Source organism: Paenibacillus sp. YPG26, from assembly GCF_023704175.1.
GTDB lineage: Bacteria > Bacillota > Bacilli > Paenibacillales > Paenibacillaceae > Fontibacillus.
Genome location: NZ_CP084530.1, coordinates 2,387,315 through 2,408,544, shown reverse-complemented (window position 1 = coordinate 2,408,544; position 21,230 = coordinate 2,387,315). Strand labels below are relative to the sequence as shown.

Genomic DNA, 21,230 nt, shown 5'->3' with positions numbered 1-21,230 from the left:
ACATATGCGGGACTATAAACAGATCAGGGAACAGTTAACTGGGGGAATCATTCCGGCTGTTCCTGTTCCACGTTCGGCGGACAGAAGCATCCATACGGAAGCTCACGAGAAGTACGCGCAGTATATGGCCGCGCAGAGAATTCTTGGGGTTGCCCTTTGGGTGCATACCGGAAGAGGTCTTCAGCTGACAAGACCCGAGAGGGAATACATAATCCGGTGCTGGAGGAGCGCACTTAAGCCTGAGCAGACGATTGTTGCAGGTGTGGGTTCACTTATTGATTCATCATTGCAGGGAGAAGAGAGTGTTAAGAGCTGGTTATCTTCAAGCCACGCGATGGCTGCCGATGCAATGGGCTGGGGGGCAGACGCCCTGCTGGTCTTCCCGCCGGTCATCTTCCGTGATCTCCCGGCAGCTGAGCGGGATGAAGCCATTATTGCCTATCATCAGAGTCTTGCGGATCAAGGATATCCGTTGATTCTATTCTACCTGTATGAGCAGGCTGGAGGGATCAAATACACGACTGAGGTACTTGAGCGGCTGCTGAAGCTGCCCCAAGTGATCGGGATCAAGCTGGCCACGCTGGACAGTGTTATGACCATGCAGGATGTCTCCACCTTGCTAATGAATCACTTTCCGGACAAGCTGAATCTCACCGGAGAGGACCGGATGTTCGGATATTCTCTCATGCGCGGAGCAAAGAGTGCGCTGGTTGGACTCGGAGCTGCCTTCCCTAATATACAGGCCGACCTGATCCAGGCTTACAAAGAGGGTAATTATGTTAAATTCATGGACTTATCTGCGCGGATTGATGGGTTTGCCGAAGCGGCATTTGTTGAGCCGATGGATAAGTACATTTTGCGGATGTTATGGTGCCTCGTGCTTGCGGGTGTGATTCCTCCTGAGGCGGCAGGTGAGCTTGCCGGGTATGAGATGACCCAGGCTGAGATAGCTGTCTTGCGGCAGGCGATTTCCAGCAACCAGTTGTATTAGTCATAAAAACAGACTTCCAAAGGGAATATTACCCTTCGATTGGGTAAGTATCAAATATGTGCCTTCTTTTCTTTCAAGGCATGGCTGCCTATAATATTCATGAGTTAACTAAGCAATTACAATCTAAGGAGGATTTACACTTATGCCGAACCACCTGCAAGATACAGTCAGATTAAATAACGGTGTAGAGATGCCTTGGTTTGGCCTTGGCGTATGGCAGGTCAAAGATGGAGACGAGGTTGTAAGCTCGGTGAAGACCGCGATTCGTCACGGCTACCGCAGTATTGATACCGCTGCAGCATATAAGAATGAGGAAGGTGTAGGACAAGCTATCCGTGAAGCCCTGCAAGAGAATGGGCTCAAGCGTGATGAGCTGTTCATTACAACCAAAGTATGGAATGCGGACCAGGGATATGAGTCTACCCTTGCGGCAATCGATGACAGTCTTGGCAAGCTGGGACTGGACTACGTGGATCTGTACCTGATTCACTGGCCTGTTAAAGGCAAGTACAAAGAAACGTGGAAGGCGCTGGAGAAGATCTACCAGGATGGCAAAGCCAGAGCCATTGGCGTGTGCAACTTCCAAGTGCATCATCTGGAGGATTTGATGGCGGATGCGAAGATCATCCCGGCCCTTAACCAGATCGAGCTTCACCCTTACTTAAGCCAGAAGGAAATTCGTGATTTCTGTGCCGGGAAAGGCATTGCGGTGGAAGCATGGTCTCCACTCGCCCAAGGCAAGGTCGTGAAGGATGAGACCATTCAAGCGATTGGTGATAAATACGGCAAAACCGCCGCACAGGTTGTCCTTCGCTGGGATCTTCAGAGCAGCATTATCACCATCCCGAAATCGGTCCACGAGGAACGGATTACCGGCAATGCCGATATCTTCAACTTCGAATTAAGCCCTGAGGACATGGCGGCCATAGATTCACTGAATCTTAATGAGCGCACGGGTCCTGATCCGGACAATTTTAATTTCTAAGAAGGCTTGAATACCGTTCATCTGGTTCAGGCTTACACATGGGCAGACTGGAGCTTCATCTCCGGTCTGCTTTTTTGTGTCCCTATCTATGTAATTGTTCATGCTAATGGAGAATTCCCTCATAGATCCTGTCTACAAGCAGTAATTCTTCAGGAGTGTGACATAAAAAGTCGGGGGAAGAGCTCGCAAGCAAGGCCGGAGAGTCAAATCCCCAAGCGACCGCTATAACTTTAGCGTTGATCTTCTTGCATGCCTGGATGTCGCGCAGCTCATCTCCAATGTACAGAATATCATCTGAAGTGATTCCAAGTTTTTTGGTCATACTTGAGAGGGCCTTGTGTTTGCCGAATAGGTTAGTCGCTGAATGAATATGATCAAAAAAATCCAGTTGATGCAGATCTATAAATCTATGAATATTTTCTTCTATATTAGAAGACAGGATGCCAAGAGTGTAACCTTGCTCCTTCAATCCGCTTAATACCTCCCTAATTCCGTTCACGGGCTGCAGAGACACAATTTCCTCTTTGTACTTCCTTTTTCCTTCAATTAACAAGGCCGGAAGCTTATAAGCAGGTACCTTCAGCACTTTCAATCTCTCGGGGATCGACATGTCCGACAAGGCCGGGATCTCCTCATGCCGGATACTCCTTCCGCCGTATTTAGCTGCCAATTGATTAAAAAGTTGAATAGCTAACGCTTTGGACTGAACGAGCGTGCCGTCAAAATCAAAGATGATGTAAGGCCTCATTTTCATATACCACCTTTAAGTCAAAGATCTTTGAACCTATTGTATTTGATATTTCGGTTCAAGGATATAGGTAGAAGTGTGCGGTTTGGGGAGCTGTGAAAATTGTGAAATAAATACAATTCCTCTTTTCATCGCCTCCAAAATGTGGGATGATTCCATTTAAACTATATTCGATTAGAGAGGGAGGGAGACAGGTGAGCAAAGCTGCTGCCGTTGTTAGGTCCGCTGTTAACAGCGCCACCGTATATCCTATATTATTTGCTGTAAGTATTGTCCATTTGCTAAATGACTCCATGCAGTCCGCTATTCCGGCACTATTTCCGGTGCTGAAGGATTCGTTGTCATTGTCATATGGACAGATCGGCTGGATCACGTTCGCGATGAACATTACAGCCTCTGTACTCCAGCCGGTTGTTGGCATCTATTCCGATCTCAGACCGAGGCCATACATACTTCCTTTCGGTGTATGCTTCACACTGCTGGGCGTCGTCCTGCTTGCGTTCGCGCCAAGTTATTTGTTCATCCTCCTGGCTGTTACCTTGATTGGTATTGGCTCATCTGTATTTCACCCGGAATCCTCCCGTGTTGCTTATCTGGCTGCAGGAGACCGGCGTGGGCTGGCGCAATCGATCTTTCAGGTTGGCGGGAATTTCGGCAGCTCACTCGGGCCATTAATGACAGCGCTGATCTTCGTTCCGCTTGGACAGTTCAGTGTAATCTGGTTCAGTATCGCGGCGCTGATTGCTATCGTAATCCAGTACCGGGTTGCCAAATGGTATAGTGCCCAGGAACTCAAGCCTAGGAAAAAGGCTTCCGCAGGGCAAGCGGGCGGCAGACGGACATTATCCAAAAACAAGGTCATCGTGGCGATGACGATTCTTGTCCTGCTTGTATTCTCCAAGAATGTGTACATGGTCAGCATTACGAATTTCTATTCGTTCTTCCTGATTGACGGCTTCGGAATTACGAAGCAGACTGCGCAGTGGTTCTTGTTCGCTTTTCTAGCCTCGTCAGCTGTAGGGACCTTCTTCGGTGGGCCGCTTGCGGACCGTTATGGAAGGAGAAGCATTATTTGGCTGTCCATTCTGGGCACTGCACCGTTCTCACTGCTGCTGCCTTACGCCAATTTGTTCTGGTCGGGGGTTCTGGTTGTGTGTGCGGGCTTCATTCTTTCATCGGCCTTTTCAATTATTGTAGTGTACGCCCAGGAGCTTCTGCCAGGTAAAGTGGGTCTGGTGTCGGGCCTCTTCTTCGGTCTTGCTTTCGGACTCGGCGGACTTGGCTCCGCCGTGCTTGGACACTATGCGGACGCGACAAGCATTGCGAATGTTATGCAGGTATGCGCGTTCCTGCCTCTAATTGGACTGCTTACCGTATTCCTGCCTAAAGATAAGGAGCTGCATGAGGCGGTGTAAGCCGCCTATAGGCCGAGAGACGTAACTCGTAGTACAGCTTATAAAAGTACAATGAACAAGCCGGTTTCGAGCAAGGAGGTTCTTATGTTCAAGCACATTATAGATGAATGCTTATCTCTGAAGCTGCTAGGCATCCGGGACGCTGCCCGGGTATTCGAACTTACCCAGCAGAATCGAGAAATGCTGGCCGAGTGGCTGCCTTGGGTTGTGGATACACATTCGGTGAGTGATTCAGAGCGTTATATTCAATCCCAGCTGGACGTCTTCGCACGTGGAACAGGCATAAGCTGCGGGATTGTATATCAAGGTGAGATAGCGGGCTGCATTTCCCTGATGGATATCAACCAGGCTAACCGGACAGCATCCATTGGTTATTGGCTAGCTTCGGCTTACCAAGGCAAGGGGCTCATGACCCGCTCCTGCCAAGCCTTGATTGAATATTCGTTCACTGAACTGGGGCTCAATCGAATAGAGATCAGGGCTGGGGTAGGCAATCAGAAGAGCAGATCTATTCCGGTAAGACTTGGCTTTACCGAGGAAGGGGTAATCCGGCAGGCTGAGCGTAACGGGGAGCGCTATAATGACCATGTGGTCTATGGCATCCTGGCCTCGGAGTGGACATTATCATGCGGTTCGTAATGAAGTCTAGAATAGTGGGGATCTCGCCGGAAAGACTATGGGAGCATTTACAGTCACCAGCCACATTTCAAATGGTCAGCGCGCCCCTTATGGCGTTCCGCAGCAGGGACACCGGTGGTTATCCGCCGAGGTGGGCGGAAGGAAGCTCCTATCCACTGCGAATGTATATGCTAGGTGTTGTTCCACTGGGTCATCACACGATTTTATTTAAGAGAGTGGATCATTCCGCCAGAAGAATATCCACGGATGAGCACGGTCTCCTGCTTAAGTTCTGGCAGCACACCATGGAGGTTATTCCTGATTCGGATCCTGAGGCTGTGCTGTTCAGGGATACGCTTGAGCTTAAGAATGGGCTTCTTACAATACCAACGTACCTGGGGGTATATGCATTTTTTGCCTACAGGCATTGGAGAATGAAACGATTGATCCGAAATGGTAGCTTGCGTTAATGAATAGAGAACAGCCCAAAGCGGGGCTGTTCTCTATTTGCGCTGTGTATATGCGGGTACATTGCGAGTTAGCTTAGGCCACGAAATGACTCAGCGAGATCAACCCGGTAATGGTAATTACATTAAGCAGCGTAGAGATCAGAATCGTCTGGGCCGCAAAATCAGGTTCATTCTGATATTCCTCCGCCAAAATGGAGGTATTAACGCCAACCGGCATGCCGGAGGCAATGAGCAGGGCTTGGGCGGGTATCCCCTTAAGGCCGAGCAGCAGAATCAGAATGAAGCCAACGGCAGGCGCGAGCAGCAGTCTCAGTGCCACACTCAGATAGACTTCCATCCGGTCCAGCCTGAGCGGATATTTAATAATCTGTGCTCCGAGCGTCAGCAGTGCGATTGCCACCATGGACTGATTGCCGTATTGAAGCGGCTGGTAGAGGAACATCGGAAGCGGAATACTGAATATATGCATAATGAGTCCAAGCACAAGCGCGTAGGGTACAGGCATCTTCAGGAATCCAATCATGGCATGACGGTACAATCCCTCCGCCTTCGCCCCCCGGATCGAGATCACCCCATAAGTGAAGGTAACCAGACTGTTCATCGACATAATCAGGGCCTGAATGGAACCGGCAAGGGGATCTCCCTTGAAGGCCAAAGTGTTAATCGGCAGACCGTAATTCCCGGAATTATCGAGGATGAGACTGTTCGTAAAGGCCGCTTTCATGCCTCTGGTGAACTTACGCTGCCGGGATACCAGCGTAGCGGCACCATATAGAATCAATACATACAAAGTATAGTATAAGGCTACGCTGCCGAAGAGCGCAGGCGACATTTCCGAATTGTACATGCTGATAAAGACCGCTGCAGGGGTTATGAAATAAAAGTTGATTTTGGTTAGCGTGTAGAGATCGAGCCGAAATATGTACTGCATCACGGAACCAATGCTGATTAATATAAATATAGGTAGCACGACTTGAACAAGGATAGCTGCAATCATGGAATTGGTTCATCTTCTTTCGTTAAGTTCTCGCTGACAGGATTGTCCGGCGCTGATCATTATAACATGTGGGAGAGAGGTGTGATTGAGATATTTGAGGATAAAGTATAGCTTGAAAATGAGGAGCAAAAAAGACTGCACATAGTGCAGCCTCTGGGAATCTGGTGAGTTCTGTTGTTTCATTTGGTTGAATTATTGTGCTGCATAAGGACTAACGACCAGGACGGAAGCTGTAAATTGCAGTCCTGCATGCACAGCTGTGATTTGGGCCAACCCTGGGCGGATTCCTGTGATGTTGCCTTGGGAATCAATTTGGGCAATATCAGGATGATTACTGGAGTAGTACACTTGAGCGTGCAGCGTCTGTACGGAACCCGAGTCGGTCTTGAACAAAGCGACGGTGTCCAGCGTGTCTCCCGTTGTGATTGAATATTCGGTTGAATCCAGATAAAAGCTTCCTGGCGTGAACACGGGAATAGTCGTGTAAGGTGGATTGTTCTTGACCCCGCCTACATGAATAGTATCCTTTGAACCAGGCGGATTAGGTAAGCTGATCACTCCACCTTCACCGGGTTCTGTTGTATATCCGCCGGATGTGTTCGGCTGAGCTGGAGAAGTGAATCCGATTCCTGTGTTAACTTCAGCTTCATGTCCCACTTGAGTGATGTTCGCCTCAGCGGCATAACCCACCCCTGAGGCAGAGAGGGTTAGAATAAATCCAGCAATTACAGCCATTGATCTGTATGTAAGTCTGCGTGTAGTTGAAAAGGTCATATCTACAAACCTCCCTTCGTATATTAATATATTAACAATTATGGGAGTATAATCCTGTAAATAACAGGGGCTAAACTATTAATTACTTCCAGAATTACTTCCTACCTAAGTTCGAAATAGCGCCAAATGGTATAATAGGCTGGAGAGGGATCTGATCTGCATGAAAGGAAAGGGCAGCATATGATTAGTTATAGAGAATTGAGTATGGAAGAGGCCGAACTTATTGCGCAAATTGACCGTTCGGAGTATATTGAGAAGGTTTATCGGGTTGAGGAAGGAACGGTCCGGGAGATTCAGGCAGGGCACGAATGTGCTGCTTGGGACGAGCACCATTTAGAGGAGCTTAAGGCCAGGTACCGGGAACAGCTTCGCGGTGGCGGCTATGCATATGGTGCGTTTGACGGATCGAGACTGGCTGGCTTCGGAGTTCTAGGATATAAATTCCGTGGACAGGACCTGAACCAGCTTCAGGTGGACTTGATGTATGTGTCGAGAGCATACCGGAGACAAGGCATAGGGAGAACCATTATGAATGAATTGAAGCGCGAAGCAATCAGCCGGGGCGCTGAGTACCTCTATGTGTCCTCTACCGAAACCCAGTCAGCCGTGCACTTCTATACCCATTGCGGGAGCCGGTTGACTGCTGAGGTGGATGAAGAACTGTATCAGCTTGAGCCTGAAGATATTCATATGGTAATCAAGCTGTAAAACTCAAGATTTGGTGGTGAACAATGATATTTTGGCGTAAATTATGGGTCTTCACTTGGAAAGAGGCACTCTGCTGTATATTTCCAGTTATTATCTTCGCTTCACTGGCCTTAACCAAGATCCTTCACGTCCCTTATGTGCCCAGATACGATCTGATCCTGATGATCTGCATCGTGGCCCAGGTAGCTATGGTGCTATTCAGTCTCGAGACATTGGATGAGCTCAAGGTTATCTGTCTGTTCCACATTATCGGACTCGCCTTGGAGATCTACAAAGTACATATGGGATCATGGTCTTATCCAGAGCCCGGTTGGAGCAAAATTTATGGTGTGCCGCTCTACAGCGGCTTCATGTATGCCAGTGTGGCGAGTTACATCTGTCAGGCCTGGAGACGAATGGATCTGCGGATCACGGGTTGGCCTGGTCCTGTTCTGCCTTGGCTGATCAGCGGGGCGATCTATCTGAACTTCTTCACCCATCATTATATTGGGGATTACCGATGGGTTCTGATTGTGCTGTTATGTCTCATATTCTATAAGACACAGATACATTTCAAGATTGAGGAACTCAGCTTAAGAATGCCGCTCGTGGTTTCTTTTCTACTGGTTGGATTCTTCATCTGGGTGGCCGAGAATATTTCAACCCTGCTCGGAGCCTGGCGTTATCCGGATCAGGAGCATGCCTGGCAGATTGTTCATTTGGGGAAAATCAGTTCCTGGTTCCTTCTTGTAGTCATCAGTCTTATTATTGTCGCCCAGCTGAAGCACGTCAAAGGCCAGCGTGACCTAATTGATCCTAAGTCTGTCGTACAGTCTAAAGCGGATGTGCTTAACTGAATCTGGATTACGGGAGAGTTGTTATGAAGAGAAAAGGCTATTTGTATTATGTAATTTGGATGATTGGCGCGCTTCTACTCCTGTATTATGGCAATCAATATTTGAATGATGTGGTCCGGCAGGGGGAAGTGGATTTCAATATGAAAAGAGGGGTATGGGTGAGCGTAGCCTATGCCTTTGTTCTGGGAATTTATTTGAGTGCTTTGCTGGGTCTGCCGGGCAGAACCCATTTCAACAAACCCATGTTCATCGCTGTGTTCCTTCCAAGCTTCATTCTACTCGTGTATGTACTTTTGTCCAGCTATACCAAGCTGCCAGCGATTCCTTACTATAACGAGATCACCAGCCGTAACGGCCACTTCTTTCTTGGTGTTATCAGCGGCCTTTCGTTAATCAAGAGCTTGTTCGATACTCGGAGATAGGATAGACAAGAAAGCTGGAGCAACAGACAGAACATCATAGATGAACCACAGCATGGCTTATTAGCCTTGCTGTGGTTATTTTTGTTATTGTTTTGACCGGATACCGTTCAAACTTATGATTCCCAAATATTTTTATGAAAAAGCTAGCGACAAATGATAGGAAAAACGTTAAAATAGTCACAGAAACTTTTGTGCAATCGTGTGCACAGAAGTTTGGAACCTCATTGGTTATCAGACTACTTACAGATTTAAGGAGCTATCATGAAAAAAATATGGTGGAAAGAAGCAACAGCATATCAAATATACCCCCGGAGCTTCATGGACAGTAATGGGGATGGGATTGGTGACCTGCAAGGCATCATCTCCAAGCTTGATTACCTGCACGACCTTGGGATCAATGTGATCTGGATCTGTCCGATCTTCAAGTCTCCCAATGATGACAACGGATACGATATCTCGGACTATCAGGATATTATGGAAGAGTTCGGAAGTATGGCCGATTTCGATCAGCTACTGCATGAAGTACATGCGCGGGGAATGAAGCTTATTCTGGACCTGGTTATCAATCATACTTCAGACGAGCATCCTTGGTTCATCGAATCCCGTTCGTCTAAGGATCATCCGAAGCGTGACTATTATATCTGGAGCGATGCGAAGGAAGGCGCGGAGCCGAATAACTGGGAGAGCATCTTCGGAGGCTCGGCATGGGAGTATGACGCCAGCACCGAACAGTATTTCATGCATGTGTTCTCCACGAGACAACCGGATCTGAACTGGGAGAATCCAGATGTGCGGCGTGAATTATATGGGATGGTGAACTGGTGGCTGGACAAGGGAATTGACGGCTTCCGGGTCGATGCCATCTCACATATCAAGAAGATCGCCGGATTCCCGGACATGCCTAATCCGGATGGTCTTAAATATGTGCCTTCCTTCGATGGTCATATGAACAGAGAAGGGATCCATGACTTCCTGAGAGAGTTGAAGCAGGAGACGTTCGACAAGTACGATATTATGACCGTTGGGGAGGCCAGCGGGGTATCGACCGAGCAGGCCGAAGATTGGGTGGGAGAAGAGAACGGCAAGTTCAATATGATCTTCCAATTCGAGCACCTGGCCTTGTGGAACAAGAGTGTGACAGGCGGATTGGATATCAAGACTCTGCAGGAGACACTTAGCCGCTGGCAAAAGGGACTTTCAGGAAGAGGCTGGAATGCACTCTTCATCGAGAACCATGACCAGCCGCGCTCTACGTCCACTTGGGGCAATGACCAGGAGCACTGGCAGGCATCTGCCAAATCTCTGGCAACCATGTATTTCCTAATGCAGGGGACTCCCTTTATTTATCAGGGACAGGAGATCGGAATGACGAATGTTCAGTTCGATTCCATTGATGACTATAATGATGTGGCCATCAAGAATCTCTACCAGCTGGAGCTGGAAGCAGGGAAGAGCCATGAAGAGATTATGCAGATTATCTGGAAGAACGGCCGGGATAATTCACGAACACCTATGCAATGGAACTCGGAAGTCAATGCCGGGTTCACGACAGGAACTCCTTGGCTGAAGATGAACCCGAATTACACAACGATCAATGTGGAGCAGCAGATTCAGGACCCGAACTCGATCTACCACTATTACAAGAAACTGATTGCGCTGCGTGCCGCCAATCCAGTTATCGTATATGGAGAGTACGATCTGGTGCCACAGCAGGATCCAAATCTGTATGCTTACAGCCGGACACTTGACAATGAGAAGCTGCTGGTCATCTCTAATCTGTCTGCACACGAAGCGCTCTTCGACTGTCCGATCGGATGGGAATATGACTCCGCCGAGCTTATGATTCACAATTACGAGGCAGATGCTTCAGAGAGCATCCAGACGCTTGCGCTCAAGCCTTACGAATCCCGCGTCTACCTGCTGGTAACAGCAAAAGTAGAGCAGGAACAGAGAACCGAAGATGCAGTAGAACAGCCGGTTGTATAACAAGAGGCCCTGTCCGAATTGGACAGGGCCTTGTCTTTGTCTATCTCCCGCAATAGAAGATGAGCTTTGTAAAATGGCATATGGGGGATAGGAACGGAGGGGAAGCTTGGAACTGTAGGAGCGAAAGCGACCGCCTTTATCTCCATATTTCTACCTCTCCAGGGAGGTTTGAATCAAGAAATCTGGAGATAACAGCGGCCGAAAGTCCAAGCATTTCCTGTAGTTACGGATGTACCCCAACTAAATATTTTAACAATGATATCTTATAGAGCTTGTCTTCCTTTATGACTTTGGAACAGAGGCACGAACCACCTGCACCTGTGCCCGGTAAGTCTGACCCTGATATTCGGCCGTGATCGTTGTGATTCCCGCCTTCAGGCCCGTGATGTTCCCTTCGGCGTCATACTGTACCACTTGAGGATTCTCACTCTTAAATATGGCATTCTTCGTAACATTATGAATCATACCGTCTTTATCTCTCAGCAGCGCAATAGTATCAATGGTATCTCCGGCGGTAATGGAATATTCATCCGAGTCCAGGTAGAAGCTGCCTTCCACCGGCGTCTGATTCTGTCTTGGTAATTTGATCAACTGTAACAAGTATTTCTCGTTAACAGGAACGGTTCCCATCAGCACAAATCCGCCGTCTGCTGCGGCGGTTCCCCTGCCGGAACCGTACAAGTTCATCCCAGGAAGCACAGTATTGTTCACCATCTCCCCATTGTTATCGACTTGAAGGACTTCGAATTGGCTCTCGTAATCCGGATACTCTCCCTTCCGGGTGTTCCCGATCAGAGCATAACCTTGTTCCGTTCTGCTGAGGGTGGTGTAGATATCCAGATCTGAGGTGGGATCGTAGTTCTTCTCCCAGATCACTTCGCCAGAGTTATCAATTTTGGTTAGATAGTTAATGGAATCGCCATCATTCCCGGCGTTACTGGCAATTACATAACCACCGTCCTCCGAAGAAATGATGGAGTAACCGTTGCGGCCCGAGTTCGCATGAACGAATTTCTTGGTCCATACTTCCTCACCGGCATTGTTCAATTTAGTAACTAGAGCGCCGTCATCTTCCGTGCCGCCAATAATGGTATCAAGGGTACCGACCGCGATAGCTCCGCCGTCTGGGGTTGCGATGATGTCATTATAGTGTTGATTGCTGCCGAATCGGAACCATTTGAACCATAACTGCTGTCCCTGGGCATCCGTCTTAAGCACGTAAGCAGAATCCTCGCCCGAAGCGGAGAGGGTATAACCGGTTACAACGAATCCGCCGTCTTCCGTCTCAGCTACAGAATCCCCGTTCACATTTGAGCCATTATCAAATTCCCGATCCCATTCAACAATACCTTGAGCTGAGAGCTTGGCCAGGAATATGGCATTATGAGGTCTTCCGTCTTGACTGCTAAAAGATCCGCTGATTATGAATCCGCCGTCTTTGGTCTGCACAGCTTTTTTAGCTTGCGAGTACTCTCCATGCTGAAGCTTTTGCTGCCATTGTATGCCTCCAGAGGAGTTGGCCTTTAGTATATAAGCTTTGGTGTCCCCGTCCTGATCTCGGGTATCTCCCGTTATAATGTAGCCTCCATCTGAGGAAGGGGCAATGCTGCTGCCGTTGGTGGACAGCTGATCCTTGCCATACTGGTAGGACCACTCACCAGAGCCTCCGCTGTCTGGAGCTTTGGATACTTGTACGTTTAACTGTGTGCTGTACCCCTGATAGACTGCCTCAATCATGGTATTGCCCGGATTAATCCCGGTAATCAATCCATTTGAGTCTACGGCAGCTATATTCTCATCCTCTGAGGTGAAAGTTAGGGAGTCTGTGACTCTAGCCTCAGTACCATTCGAATAACGCGCATTCACGGTGGCAGATGTAGATTCACCCACAGTTATCTGCTTGCTTGAATCTGTATAATAAATTTCAGTCACCGTTGGATCTACTGGATGGTCTTGTCCGGCAAGCTTGGTTAGCTGCAAAATATACTTATTATTCGTTTTAGCCTGTCCTGATACAATAAATCCGCCATCTGGTGATGTAGTTCCGGCCGAGAAGACCTCGTAATTTTTGCTGCTGAATATAATCCGGTCCACAGCTTCTCCCTGAGCGTCAACCTTCAACAATTCATAATGTTTATAATGATCAGAATTGTCTCTTTTCAGATACTCTCCAAGCAGCGCATAACCTTGATCAATCTTGACCACTTGCTTTAAGAGTTCCCGGTCGGGGGCAGCGGAATAAGTCTTTTCCCAGGATACTTTCCCATCTGCTCCTATCTTGGTCAGGTAGTTAATGCCAGTCCAGCTTCTGCTTGCGACCACATATCCGCCATCTCCCGAAGGAATGACAGAAGAGGCGCTGCGTCCGGAATCCTTTGTGATGAGCGTCCGGCTCCAGACTTTTTTACCGCTCGCATTCAGTTTAACTACGACAGCTCCGAGTATGTCACGGCTATCATTTCTACGATCAATGGTACCCACAGCAACCGAACCCCCATCCGGGGTAGCGATGATATCATTAAAATATTGATTGCTGCCAAAAGGGTAGGTGTTATGCCATACTTCTTGTCCCTTGGCATCAGTCTTTAGCACAAAGGCAGGAGTTCCGCCAGAATCAGAATTGGTATAACCGGTTACCACAAATCCGCCGTCTTTGGTCTCAGACACGGCATTTCCGTTCTCATGAATACCGTGGTCGTACTCCTTCTGCCATTGCACAGTTCCTTGAGTACCGAGCTTAGCCAGAAAAATCACATCATACGGTCCTTTGTCCGTCGTGCCGCTGACGACAAATTCCCCGTTACGGGTCTCAGCAGCTTTCAGGGCTTCGGTATATTTAGAGGATTCCAGCTGAATTTTTTGCTCCCATTGGACTTTACCATTTGAGTCCAGCTTCATAACATAAGCCTGGTTATCATCACCATTATCCTGTCTGCCGGCTGTAATGTAACCTCCATCCGAGGTAGGGACAATGCTGCTGGCATCTGAGAATTGCTGATCCTTGGCATACTGATGAGACCACTCAATTACCGGCTGCCGGGACTCGGCTGCTGCATGAGTTTGACTTGCGAAGATACCTGACGCGAAGGCGAGGCCTACAAGGGTATAACGGGTTACACGAATAATAGATCTTAACAAACATGGACACTCCTCTCAAAATATACTGCATTGTGCTGGGTCTGGTATGTAATTGAACGGAAGTTATTAACTTGGTTGAAGATGGAGAGTTACTGGCTCATTTCTAAAATAAAGAGCCATCCCTAAGGATGGCTCTCTTGGTTATCTCGGCACATAGGCACGAACAACTTGAACCAAAGCTTTGTAGGTCTGACCGTTATATTCCGCTATGACATGGGTGATACCCGCATGCACGCCGATGATATTGCCGTCCTTGTCGTATTCGGCAACCTTAGGATTCTCGCTTTTGAAGACAGCTTGCTTCGTAACATTATGGACTTGACCATTCTTGTCCTTGAAGACAGCGATAGTATCGAGGGAAGTGCCTGCGGTTAAGGAATATTCGTCAGAATCCAGATAGAAGATCCCGTCCGCTGATCCGGGTTCTCCGGCAGCTGTGATATTGACTTGAAGGTGTGCATTTAGCCCTTTGTAATCTGCAGTGATGGTAGTGCTGCCGGGCTTATTCCCGGTGATCAGGCCTGTTCCGTCCACGGAAGCGATGCTCTCATCCTCAGAAGTGTAGGTAACCGAATCAGAAACTCCAGCTTTTGTACCGTCTGAATACAGAGCATTCAGTGTAACAGCTGTATTTTTGCCTACTTCAATCGTCTTGGTGCTGTCCGAGAATGCGATTTCGGTTACAGTGGGTTCAGCGGCTTCCTTGGCAGCAAGCTTAGTTAGCTGTAGATAATAATCTTCACCTTGGTTGGCTTGACCGGTAAGTACCAATCCGCCGTCTGGGGAAGCCGTACCCCGGCCAATGCTATACAGGTTCGGTTCACCGAAGAGTACATGATCCTTAACCTCGCCATTCTTATCAACCTTCAATACTTCGAATTGACTTTGATCATCAGGGTAGGTGCCTTGCTGATTCTCACCGAGCAGAGCATATCCGTCTTGAGTACGGACGACTTGAGTGAAGAGCTCACGGTCTGGTGTAGGATCATAGGTCTTCTCCCAGATTACCTCGCCATTAGCGGCAATCCTGGTCAGTATATTCTTGTCATCACGGGTTCTGCTTGCAATAATATAATCTCCTTCGTCCGTGGATATAATGGAGAACGCCGACCTTTTGGAGCCAGACTGAACGTATTTCTTAACCCATACTTCCTCACCATTCGCATCCAGTTTGGTTGCCACAGAAGCATCATTAGTGCCTGGACCAAACATGGTGTTGATGGTGCCTACGTTAATCGTACCGCCGTCGGGGGTAGCAATGAGATCATTGAAGTATTGATTATCATCGTATCGGAACTTCTTGTACCACAGCTTGTTCCCTTGTGCATCTGTCTTAAGCACATAGGCCGGCGCTTCGCCGGAAGAAGTAACACTGTAACCGGTTACCACAAATCCGCCATCCTCACTCTCCACAACGGATTCTCCGTACTGGTTGGTGTATCCATCCCCGTATTCCTTCTCCCATACAACATTGCCTGTGGCATCCAGTTTAACTAGATAGACCACATTGTGAGGCTTGCCTTCATAACTCTTCGTTGCACCACTTACAATATATCCACCGTCTTTAGTAGGAACGGCTTTGTGTGCATAGTTATATTCCGCGCCTTTATGATCAACTTTCTGCTCCCATTCCTTCTGACCGGAGGCGTTAACCTTAAGAATGTAGGCCTTAGTAATCCCGTAGCTGGAAGAATCGATTCCAGTGAATTCTCCGGCTACGATATAGCCGCCATCAGGAGTAGGTGTCACACTGCGTCCATTGACAGACAGCTGTCCTTTTCCATATGCATGAGACCACTCTATAACTGGCGGTTTCTGTTCGGAATCGGCGGCTAGGCCGGGGCTGGCGATAATCCCCGAGACAACGGCAAGACTAGTAATAAGATAAGCAGATTTACGGACTATAGTATGAAACAAATTTTGACACTCCTCCCGGATATTTTAAAATGTCTGTTAAATGATGGATGGATGACTCCTATTTATCCATTATTAAGGAAGTGATTTTATTTGGGTATCCCACAATACTCATAAATTATGGAAGATAGGAGACTCATATAATCGGGATAATGGGACTTTTTTCTAGATGTCAATCTTCATCATATGGTTCTAAAGAATCAAGAATAGGATTGGCTTGGAGATTATCGCAACTGTATCGACGTAATTTATTTCTAACGGGACACATCTACTAAGTAAATACACTTTAGAGAAGGGGTAGAATCATATAAAATAGGATTTATATTAGACAATGGAGGCGTATACATTTGAGAATAGGTATTATTGGTCTGGGCAGTATTGCTCAGAAGGCTTATCTGCCGGTGATTACTGCGCGGGAGGACGTAGAATTGGTTTTTTGCACCCGTAACCCGCAGACATTGAATCGACTGAGTACCAAATACAGGATCAAGGAACATGTCAGGACCGTGGAGGAGCTAGTTGCTCTTGGTGTAGAGGGGGCATTTGTGCATACCTCAACTGAATCACATCCCGCTGTTGTAGAGCAGCTTCTACAGGCCGGAATCCATGTCTATGTGGATAAGCCCATTGCCTACTCTCTGGAAGAATCCCGACGAATTGTGGAGCTGGCTGAACAGAAGGGGCTTATTCTGATGGTTGGCTTCAACCGCAGATTTGCCCCAATGTACGCCGGGCTGAAGGAAGTGAAAGAGCGGCGGCTTGTCATGTTGCAGAAAAACCGTCTCCATCACCCTGACATTGCCCGCCGGTTCGTGCTGGATGACTTCATCCACGTAGTAGATACGCTTCGGTTCTTGGCACCCGGGGAGATTACAGAGACCCGAGTCTCGGCCCGTATCGAGGAAGGACAGCTGTATCATGTAATGCTGCATCTCGACGGCCAGGGCTTCAGCTGCACTGGAGTGATGAACAGGGATAACGGTTCTAATGAAGAGATACTTGAAGTCATGAGTTCAGGGAACAAGTGGCGGGTCCAGGATTTGAATTCGACTATTCATTATCAGGATGGGGAGGAGAAGCATATCCGTTTCAAGGGTTGGGATCCAAATCTCTACAGAAGAGGTTTTGAACAGGTTATTGAAGAATTTCTAACTGCGGTAAGAAATGGAAGGAGCCCCTCACCTTCAGCCAGAGATGCGCTGGCGACGCATGCACTGTGCGAAGAGCTGTTGCGGGAACTTGAAGCCCGAGGTGCCAAGCTCTTGGATTAAGATTAGCATGTGGCTGTTCGAAGACTATAAATCATATGAACCCTTCCCTTGTCATGGGGAGCGGTTCTTTTTTTGTATATAAGTCCACAAGGATGAAAATAAATATAATTATTGTTTACATTGACTGAGCGGACAATTGTCTGCTAATATACAACATGCGGACAATTGTCCGCGTTATTCATTTGTTCAGATGAGGGGAGAGCGGAGAACGGAGATTTTCATGCAGAAAGACTATACTGTGCAGTACTGAAAGATAGAGATACATATTAAGGAGGATTTACAATGAACACAGCAAGTACCACATCGGGGGCCGCCGCACCCGTAGGTGAGATTAAGCGTCTCCCCATAGTTATATCTCTCATGATCGGGGCATTTCTGGCCTTGCTTAATGAGACTTTGCTCGGCGTTGCCCTTACAGATCTGATGCAGGATCTGCAGGTGTCATACTCTACAATTCAGTGGCTGACTACCGGTTATATGCTGCTGATCGGGATCCTGGTCCCGGTAACCGCATTATTGATTCAGTGGTTCACAACCAGGCAGATCTTCATTAGTGCAATGGTTCTGTTCTTCGCGGGAACCGTGATTGCCGGCTTGTCACCTAACTTCACCATCCTGCTGATCGCCCGTCTCGTGCAGGCGCTTGGGACAGGTCTGCTGCTGCCTGTGATGATGAATACGATCTTGACCATCTACCCTCCAGAGAAGCGCGGCGCAGCCATGGGTTCAATCGGCCTGGTTATTATGTTCGCTCCTGCCATTGGCCCAACGCTTGCCGGAATCATTCTGGATTCCTTGCACTGGCGCTGGCTGTTCTTCTCCGTTCTGCCGCTCGCGTTATTCTCGATTGTGTTCGCGGTGATCTATCTACGGAACGTATCTGAAGTTACACGTCCAAAGGTTGATATCTTGTCCATTCTGCTCTCCACCATTGGCTTTGGCGGCATCGTATACGGCTTCAGCAGTGCAGGCGACCCGCTCGTAGGCTGGTCCAGTCCGCTGGTTATTACATGCCTGATCGCTGGCTTCATTGGCCTGCTGTTGTTCGTTCTTCGTCAGATCAAGCTTACCGAGCCTGTACTGGATATGCGGGCTTTCAAGTATCCAATGTTCTCCCTGGCCGTCATTCTCATGGTGATTCTGATGATGACGTTGTTCTCAACCCTGACACTTCTGCCTATGTTCATGCTTACAGGGTTGGCTCTGACAGCCTTCACCGTTGGCCTTATTCTGCTTCCTGGCGGAATTATTAACGGACTTATGTCACCGATTACGGGACGATTATTTGATAAATTCGGACCTAGAGCCCTGGTGATTCCGGGCATTGTAATTATGCTGATCTCTCTATGGATGTTCACGAGAGTAACGACTACAACGGAAGTGTTCGTGATTATTATTCTTCACTCTGTCCTGATGATTGGCCTGTCTATGGTAATTATGCCTGCACAGACTACAGGGCTCAATCAGCTGCCACGTAATCTGTATCCACACGGGACCGCTATCATGAATACGATTCAGCAGGTTGCCGGGGCCGTAGGTACGGCACTGTTCATCAGCATCATGACCTCTGGGCAGACGCGCTATTTAAGCGGGGTTCAGGATCCACTCAACCCGAAACACATACCGGACGCTATGACGGCCGGCGTGCACAGCGCTTTCTGGGGAGCTGTGATCTTGACGGTGGTTGCTCTGATTCTGGCTCTGTTCATGCGCCGCAGCACCATTCCCCAAGAGCAGGGATCGGGCACTCAAGTCTAGCCAGGTATTGATCCCTTAAGAGAGTAAGGGTTACAATGAGTTGATATGCAGTCCATTACCTGCTTAGAAGGAGAACTTGGTCTATGCCGCTTCATGATGAGAGTAGAAGCCATTCCGAAATTAATGAACTAATATTGAAGAATGCCAGATTACTGATCGAGCAGAGAGGTGCGGATAAAGTCAGTATGCACCAGATTGCCAAGGCGGCAGGAATCGGGCAGGGAACATTATATAGAAGATACACCAGCGTAGGGGACATTTGTCTGCATTTAGTCGATGAGAAGCTGGAGGCAGCTATACAGGATATACGCAGTGTAATCAGCCAGGAGTCACGGTCGCTTAGTGAAAGAATCGAAGACGTTGTTCATAAATGGGTGAACTTCATTGAGGACATGATGATCTGGATTGGCGCACTCCAGGATAACTGCAAAATGCAGAAGATGGGCTTCGAGTTCTCCGAGTCCCCTCCATATGCATTTATTTATGGGACTCTTGTTGACTTGTTAAAGTCAGCGGCTGACAGCAATGAGCTGCAGCCTTGTGACCCCTGTTTCAACATCAACGCATTCTTGTTCCTGTTCACACCGGATTCCTACATTCATCTGCGCCGTAATAACAATTACAGTCCGGAGGCAATAGCTTCTAAGGCTTACGCACTTTATTTCAAGCCTTTGTTTGTTCGTCCTTAATCTGCCATTTCTCAATCTGTTCACACATATGAATTCTCCTTTCATACAGCAATCGAAAAAGCGCCAGGAACACAGGGTTCCTGGCGCTTTTTCGATGCTAAAAAATGAATCAGAACCGGTTCGCTGCTCTACGGACCAGCAAGTAATAGCATGCGATCGCTCCAATGTCTGCCGCCGCTATTACAATACCCATAGGAATAGCGGTGTGGCCGCCGCCAATTCCAACGAGAGGTGCGCTTAGCGCACCCAAGATGTAAGGCAGCAGGCCAAGAAGGGCAGAAGCGCTTCCCGCAGAATGTGCTTGTTCCTTCATGGCCAGCGGAAAGCTGGTCGTTCCCACAATGCCGACTGAAGCTACTATGAAGAAGAGCGGCACCAGTACTGTAGACAGCCGAGGAACCAGGATCACGCTCAACAGGAGAACTGCCGCTCCTAGAGCAGCCATACTCAGACCCCAGACCAGCAGCTTCTCTTCGGGAATCCGCCCTGCCAGGCGTCCAGTGGCTTGGCTGGCCGCTATAATTCCGAACCCGTTCATGGCGAAGATTAGGCTGTAGACTTGAGGAGATACGCCGAATACATCCTGTATAACGAACGGGGAGCCGGATATATAGGCGAACATGGCTGCACTTACGAGGCCGCCGGCAAGAGTATAACCCATGAAGCCTCGATCTCTCAGCAGTCTGCCAAAGGTAGAGAAGGTCTGACGTATTCCTCCAGCCGCTCTTTGGTCCCTGGGGAGGGTCTCGGGAAGAGTGAAGAAGACAGCCACAAGCATTATAATCCCGATCAGGGCAAGAACAACAAACACGCCGCGCCATGGAAATATACGCAGCAGCTGACCACCAATTAGAGGAGCCAGAATAGGTGCTGCTCCGTTAATGAGCATCAACAAAGAGAAGAACTTTGTCAGCTCCGTACCGGAATACAGATCCCGAACCATCGCTCTGGACAGGACTATTCCGGCTGCGCCGGCTACACCCTGGATGAATCTTAGTGCGATAAGGACCCCGATAGATGGGGAGAATACACACAGTAACGAGGATACAGCATATACCGCAAGAGAAATCATCAGTGGAGTTCGGCGACCTTTCACATCACTAAGAGGTCCCACTACAAGCTGTCCCAAGGCAAGGCCAAGCAGAAATGCGGTTAACGTCAGCTGGGTTAGGGAGGCTGTCGTATGCAGGTCTGCCGAAAGCTTTGGTAACGAAGGCAGATACATATCAATAGATAAAGGTCCAAATGCGGATAACGAGCCTAATATTACCGCCGTCCATAACCGGCGGGAGCGTGACAATTGCAGCGGATGCCCGGTGTCTCTATCCAAGCTGTTCATTTATACCAGGCACTTCCTTTTCTATATAAGATGATATTGAGGCAAGTACAGTTTTTGACCATTCCTGATTATTATACATCAGGTGTGAGATGTAAAGGATAAATGCAGTTGGCTGCTGGAATGTGCAGTTGAGCCTTCATAATTCGATAAAGATTGTTCTAAATGGCAGAG

The 21,230-nt window shown here is 48.3% G+C and carries 18 protein-coding genes; 12 read left to right on the top strand and 6 right to left on the bottom strand.

Features of this window, described 5'->3' with window-relative positions; all coding sequences use genetic code 11:
- The first annotated feature begins 4 nt into the window (after window positions 1-4).
- Both LDO05_RS11285 and LDO05_RS11280 read left to right on the top strand, forming a co-directional pair.
- Window positions 5-991: a dihydrodipicolinate synthase family protein gene (locus LDO05_RS11285; protein ID WP_251375500.1), complete on the top strand. Its 987-nt coding sequence runs from the start codon at window positions 5-7 to the stop codon at window positions 989-991.
- Window positions 992-1,133: 142 nt separating this feature from the next.
- Window positions 1,134-1,976: an aldo/keto reductase gene (locus LDO05_RS11280; protein ID WP_251375499.1), complete on the top strand. Its 843-nt coding sequence runs from the start codon at window positions 1,134-1,136 to the stop codon at window positions 1,974-1,976.
- Window positions 1,977-2,079: 103 nt separating this feature from the next.
- Here LDO05_RS11280 and LDO05_RS11275 read toward each other — a convergent pair whose 3' ends face one another.
- Window positions 2,080-2,724 (bottom strand): HAD-IA family hydrolase, encoded by a 645-nt coding sequence (locus LDO05_RS11275; protein WP_251375498.1) that lies wholly within the window; start codon window positions 2,722-2,724, stop codon window positions 2,080-2,082.
- Between the two features lie 194 nt (window positions 2,725-2,918).
- On the opposite strand from LDO05_RS11275, the gene LDO05_RS11270 reads away from it, so the two are divergent.
- From LDO05_RS11270 to LDO05_RS11260, 3 genes are all read left to right on the top strand, one after another.
- The gene (locus LDO05_RS11270; RefSeq protein WP_276575507.1) at window positions 2,919-4,139 is read left to right on the top strand and encodes an MFS transporter; all 1,221 of its coding nucleotides are present in this window, start codon (window positions 2,919-2,921) and stop codon (window positions 4,137-4,139) included.
- A gap of 84 nt (window positions 4,140-4,223) precedes the next feature.
- The gene (locus tag LDO05_RS11265; RefSeq protein WP_251375496.1) at window positions 4,224-4,778 is read left to right on the top strand and encodes a GNAT family N-acetyltransferase; all 555 of its coding nucleotides are present in this window, start codon (window positions 4,224-4,226) and stop codon (window positions 4,776-4,778) included.
- On the top strand, window positions 4,778-5,227 hold the full coding sequence (locus tag LDO05_RS11260; RefSeq protein ID WP_251375495.1) for a hypothetical protein: 450 nt from the start codon (window positions 4,778-4,780) through the stop codon (window positions 5,225-5,227). The genes LDO05_RS11265 and LDO05_RS11260 overlap by 1 nt, the downstream gene beginning before the upstream one ends.
- Before the next feature lie 73 nt (window positions 5,228-5,300).
- Here the strand turns inward: LDO05_RS11260 and LDO05_RS11255 are convergent, their stop codons facing one another.
- A complete protein-coding gene (locus LDO05_RS11255) occupies window positions 5,301-6,224 on the bottom strand; it encodes an AEC family transporter (protein ID WP_251375494.1) in 924 nt (307 codons plus the stop codon).
- Between the two features lie 192 nt (window positions 6,225-6,416).
- Entirely contained in the window at window positions 6,417-6,998 is a 582-nt protein-coding gene (locus LDO05_RS11250) for an Ig-like domain-containing protein (RefSeq protein ID WP_251375493.1), read from the bottom strand.
- A 180-nt stretch (window positions 6,999-7,178) separates the two neighbouring features.
- Here LDO05_RS11250 and LDO05_RS11245 point away from each other — a divergent pair, with 180 nt between their 5' ends.
- The 4 genes from LDO05_RS11245 (at window position 7,179) to LDO05_RS11230 (ending at window position 10,950) form a co-directional block, all read left to right on the top strand.
- A complete protein-coding gene (locus tag LDO05_RS11245) occupies window positions 7,179-7,706 on the top strand; it encodes a GNAT family N-acetyltransferase (protein WP_251375492.1) in 528 nt (175 codons plus the stop codon).
- A gap of 23 nt (window positions 7,707-7,729) precedes the next feature.
- Window positions 7,730-8,542, top strand: coding sequence for a DUF817 domain-containing protein (locus LDO05_RS11240; RefSeq protein WP_251375491.1), 813 nt, complete (start codon window positions 7,730-7,732; stop codon window positions 8,540-8,542).
- 23 nt (window positions 8,543-8,565) lie between these two features.
- Entirely contained in the window at window positions 8,566-8,964 is a 399-nt protein-coding gene (locus LDO05_RS11235; protein WP_251375490.1) for a hypothetical protein, read from the top strand.
- 261 nt (window positions 8,965-9,225) lie between these two features.
- Complete coding sequence (locus LDO05_RS11230; RefSeq protein WP_251375489.1) at window positions 9,226-10,950, top strand: glycoside hydrolase family 13 protein; 1,725 nt, start codon at window positions 9,226-9,228, stop codon at window positions 10,948-10,950.
- Window positions 10,951-11,232: 282 nt separating this feature from the next.
- Here the strand turns inward: LDO05_RS11230 and LDO05_RS11225 are convergent, their stop codons facing one another.
- Together LDO05_RS11225 and LDO05_RS11220 are read right to left on the bottom strand one after the other, a co-directional pair.
- Window positions 11,233-14,088, bottom strand: coding sequence for an Ig-like domain-containing protein (locus LDO05_RS11225; RefSeq protein WP_251375488.1), 2,856 nt, complete (start codon window positions 14,086-14,088; stop codon window positions 11,233-11,235).
- Window positions 14,089-14,229: 141 nt separating this feature from the next.
- Window positions 14,230-16,005, bottom strand: a complete 1,776-nt coding sequence (locus tag LDO05_RS11220; RefSeq protein ID WP_251375487.1) for an Ig-like domain-containing protein — start codon at window positions 16,003-16,005, stop codon at window positions 14,230-14,232.
- Window positions 16,006-16,349: 344 nt separating this feature from the next.
- Here LDO05_RS11220 and LDO05_RS11215 point away from each other — a divergent pair, with 344 nt between their 5' ends.
- The 3 genes from LDO05_RS11215 to LDO05_RS11205 all read left to right on the top strand — a co-directional run bounded on the left by LDO05_RS11215 (window position 16,350) and on the right by LDO05_RS11205 (window position 19,720).
- Window positions 16,350-17,273 (top strand): Gfo/Idh/MocA family protein, encoded by a 924-nt coding sequence (locus LDO05_RS11215; RefSeq protein ID WP_251375486.1) that lies wholly within the window; start codon window positions 16,350-16,352, stop codon window positions 17,271-17,273.
- A 282-nt stretch (window positions 17,274-17,555) separates the two neighbouring features.
- Complete coding sequence (locus tag LDO05_RS11210; RefSeq protein WP_251375485.1) at window positions 17,556-19,031, top strand: MDR family MFS transporter; 1,476 nt, start codon at window positions 17,556-17,558, stop codon at window positions 19,029-19,031.
- 83 nt (window positions 19,032-19,114) lie between these two features.
- A complete protein-coding gene (locus LDO05_RS11205; protein ID WP_251375484.1) occupies window positions 19,115-19,720 on the top strand; it encodes a TetR/AcrR family transcriptional regulator in 606 nt (201 codons plus the stop codon).
- A gap of 109 nt (window positions 19,721-19,829) precedes the next feature.
- Here LDO05_RS11205 and LDO05_RS11200 read toward each other — a convergent pair whose 3' ends face one another.
- Window positions 19,830-21,059 (bottom strand): multidrug effflux MFS transporter, encoded by a 1,230-nt coding sequence (locus LDO05_RS11200; RefSeq protein ID WP_251375483.1) that lies wholly within the window; start codon window positions 21,057-21,059, stop codon window positions 19,830-19,832.
- Window positions 21,060-21,230 lie beyond the last annotated feature (171 nt).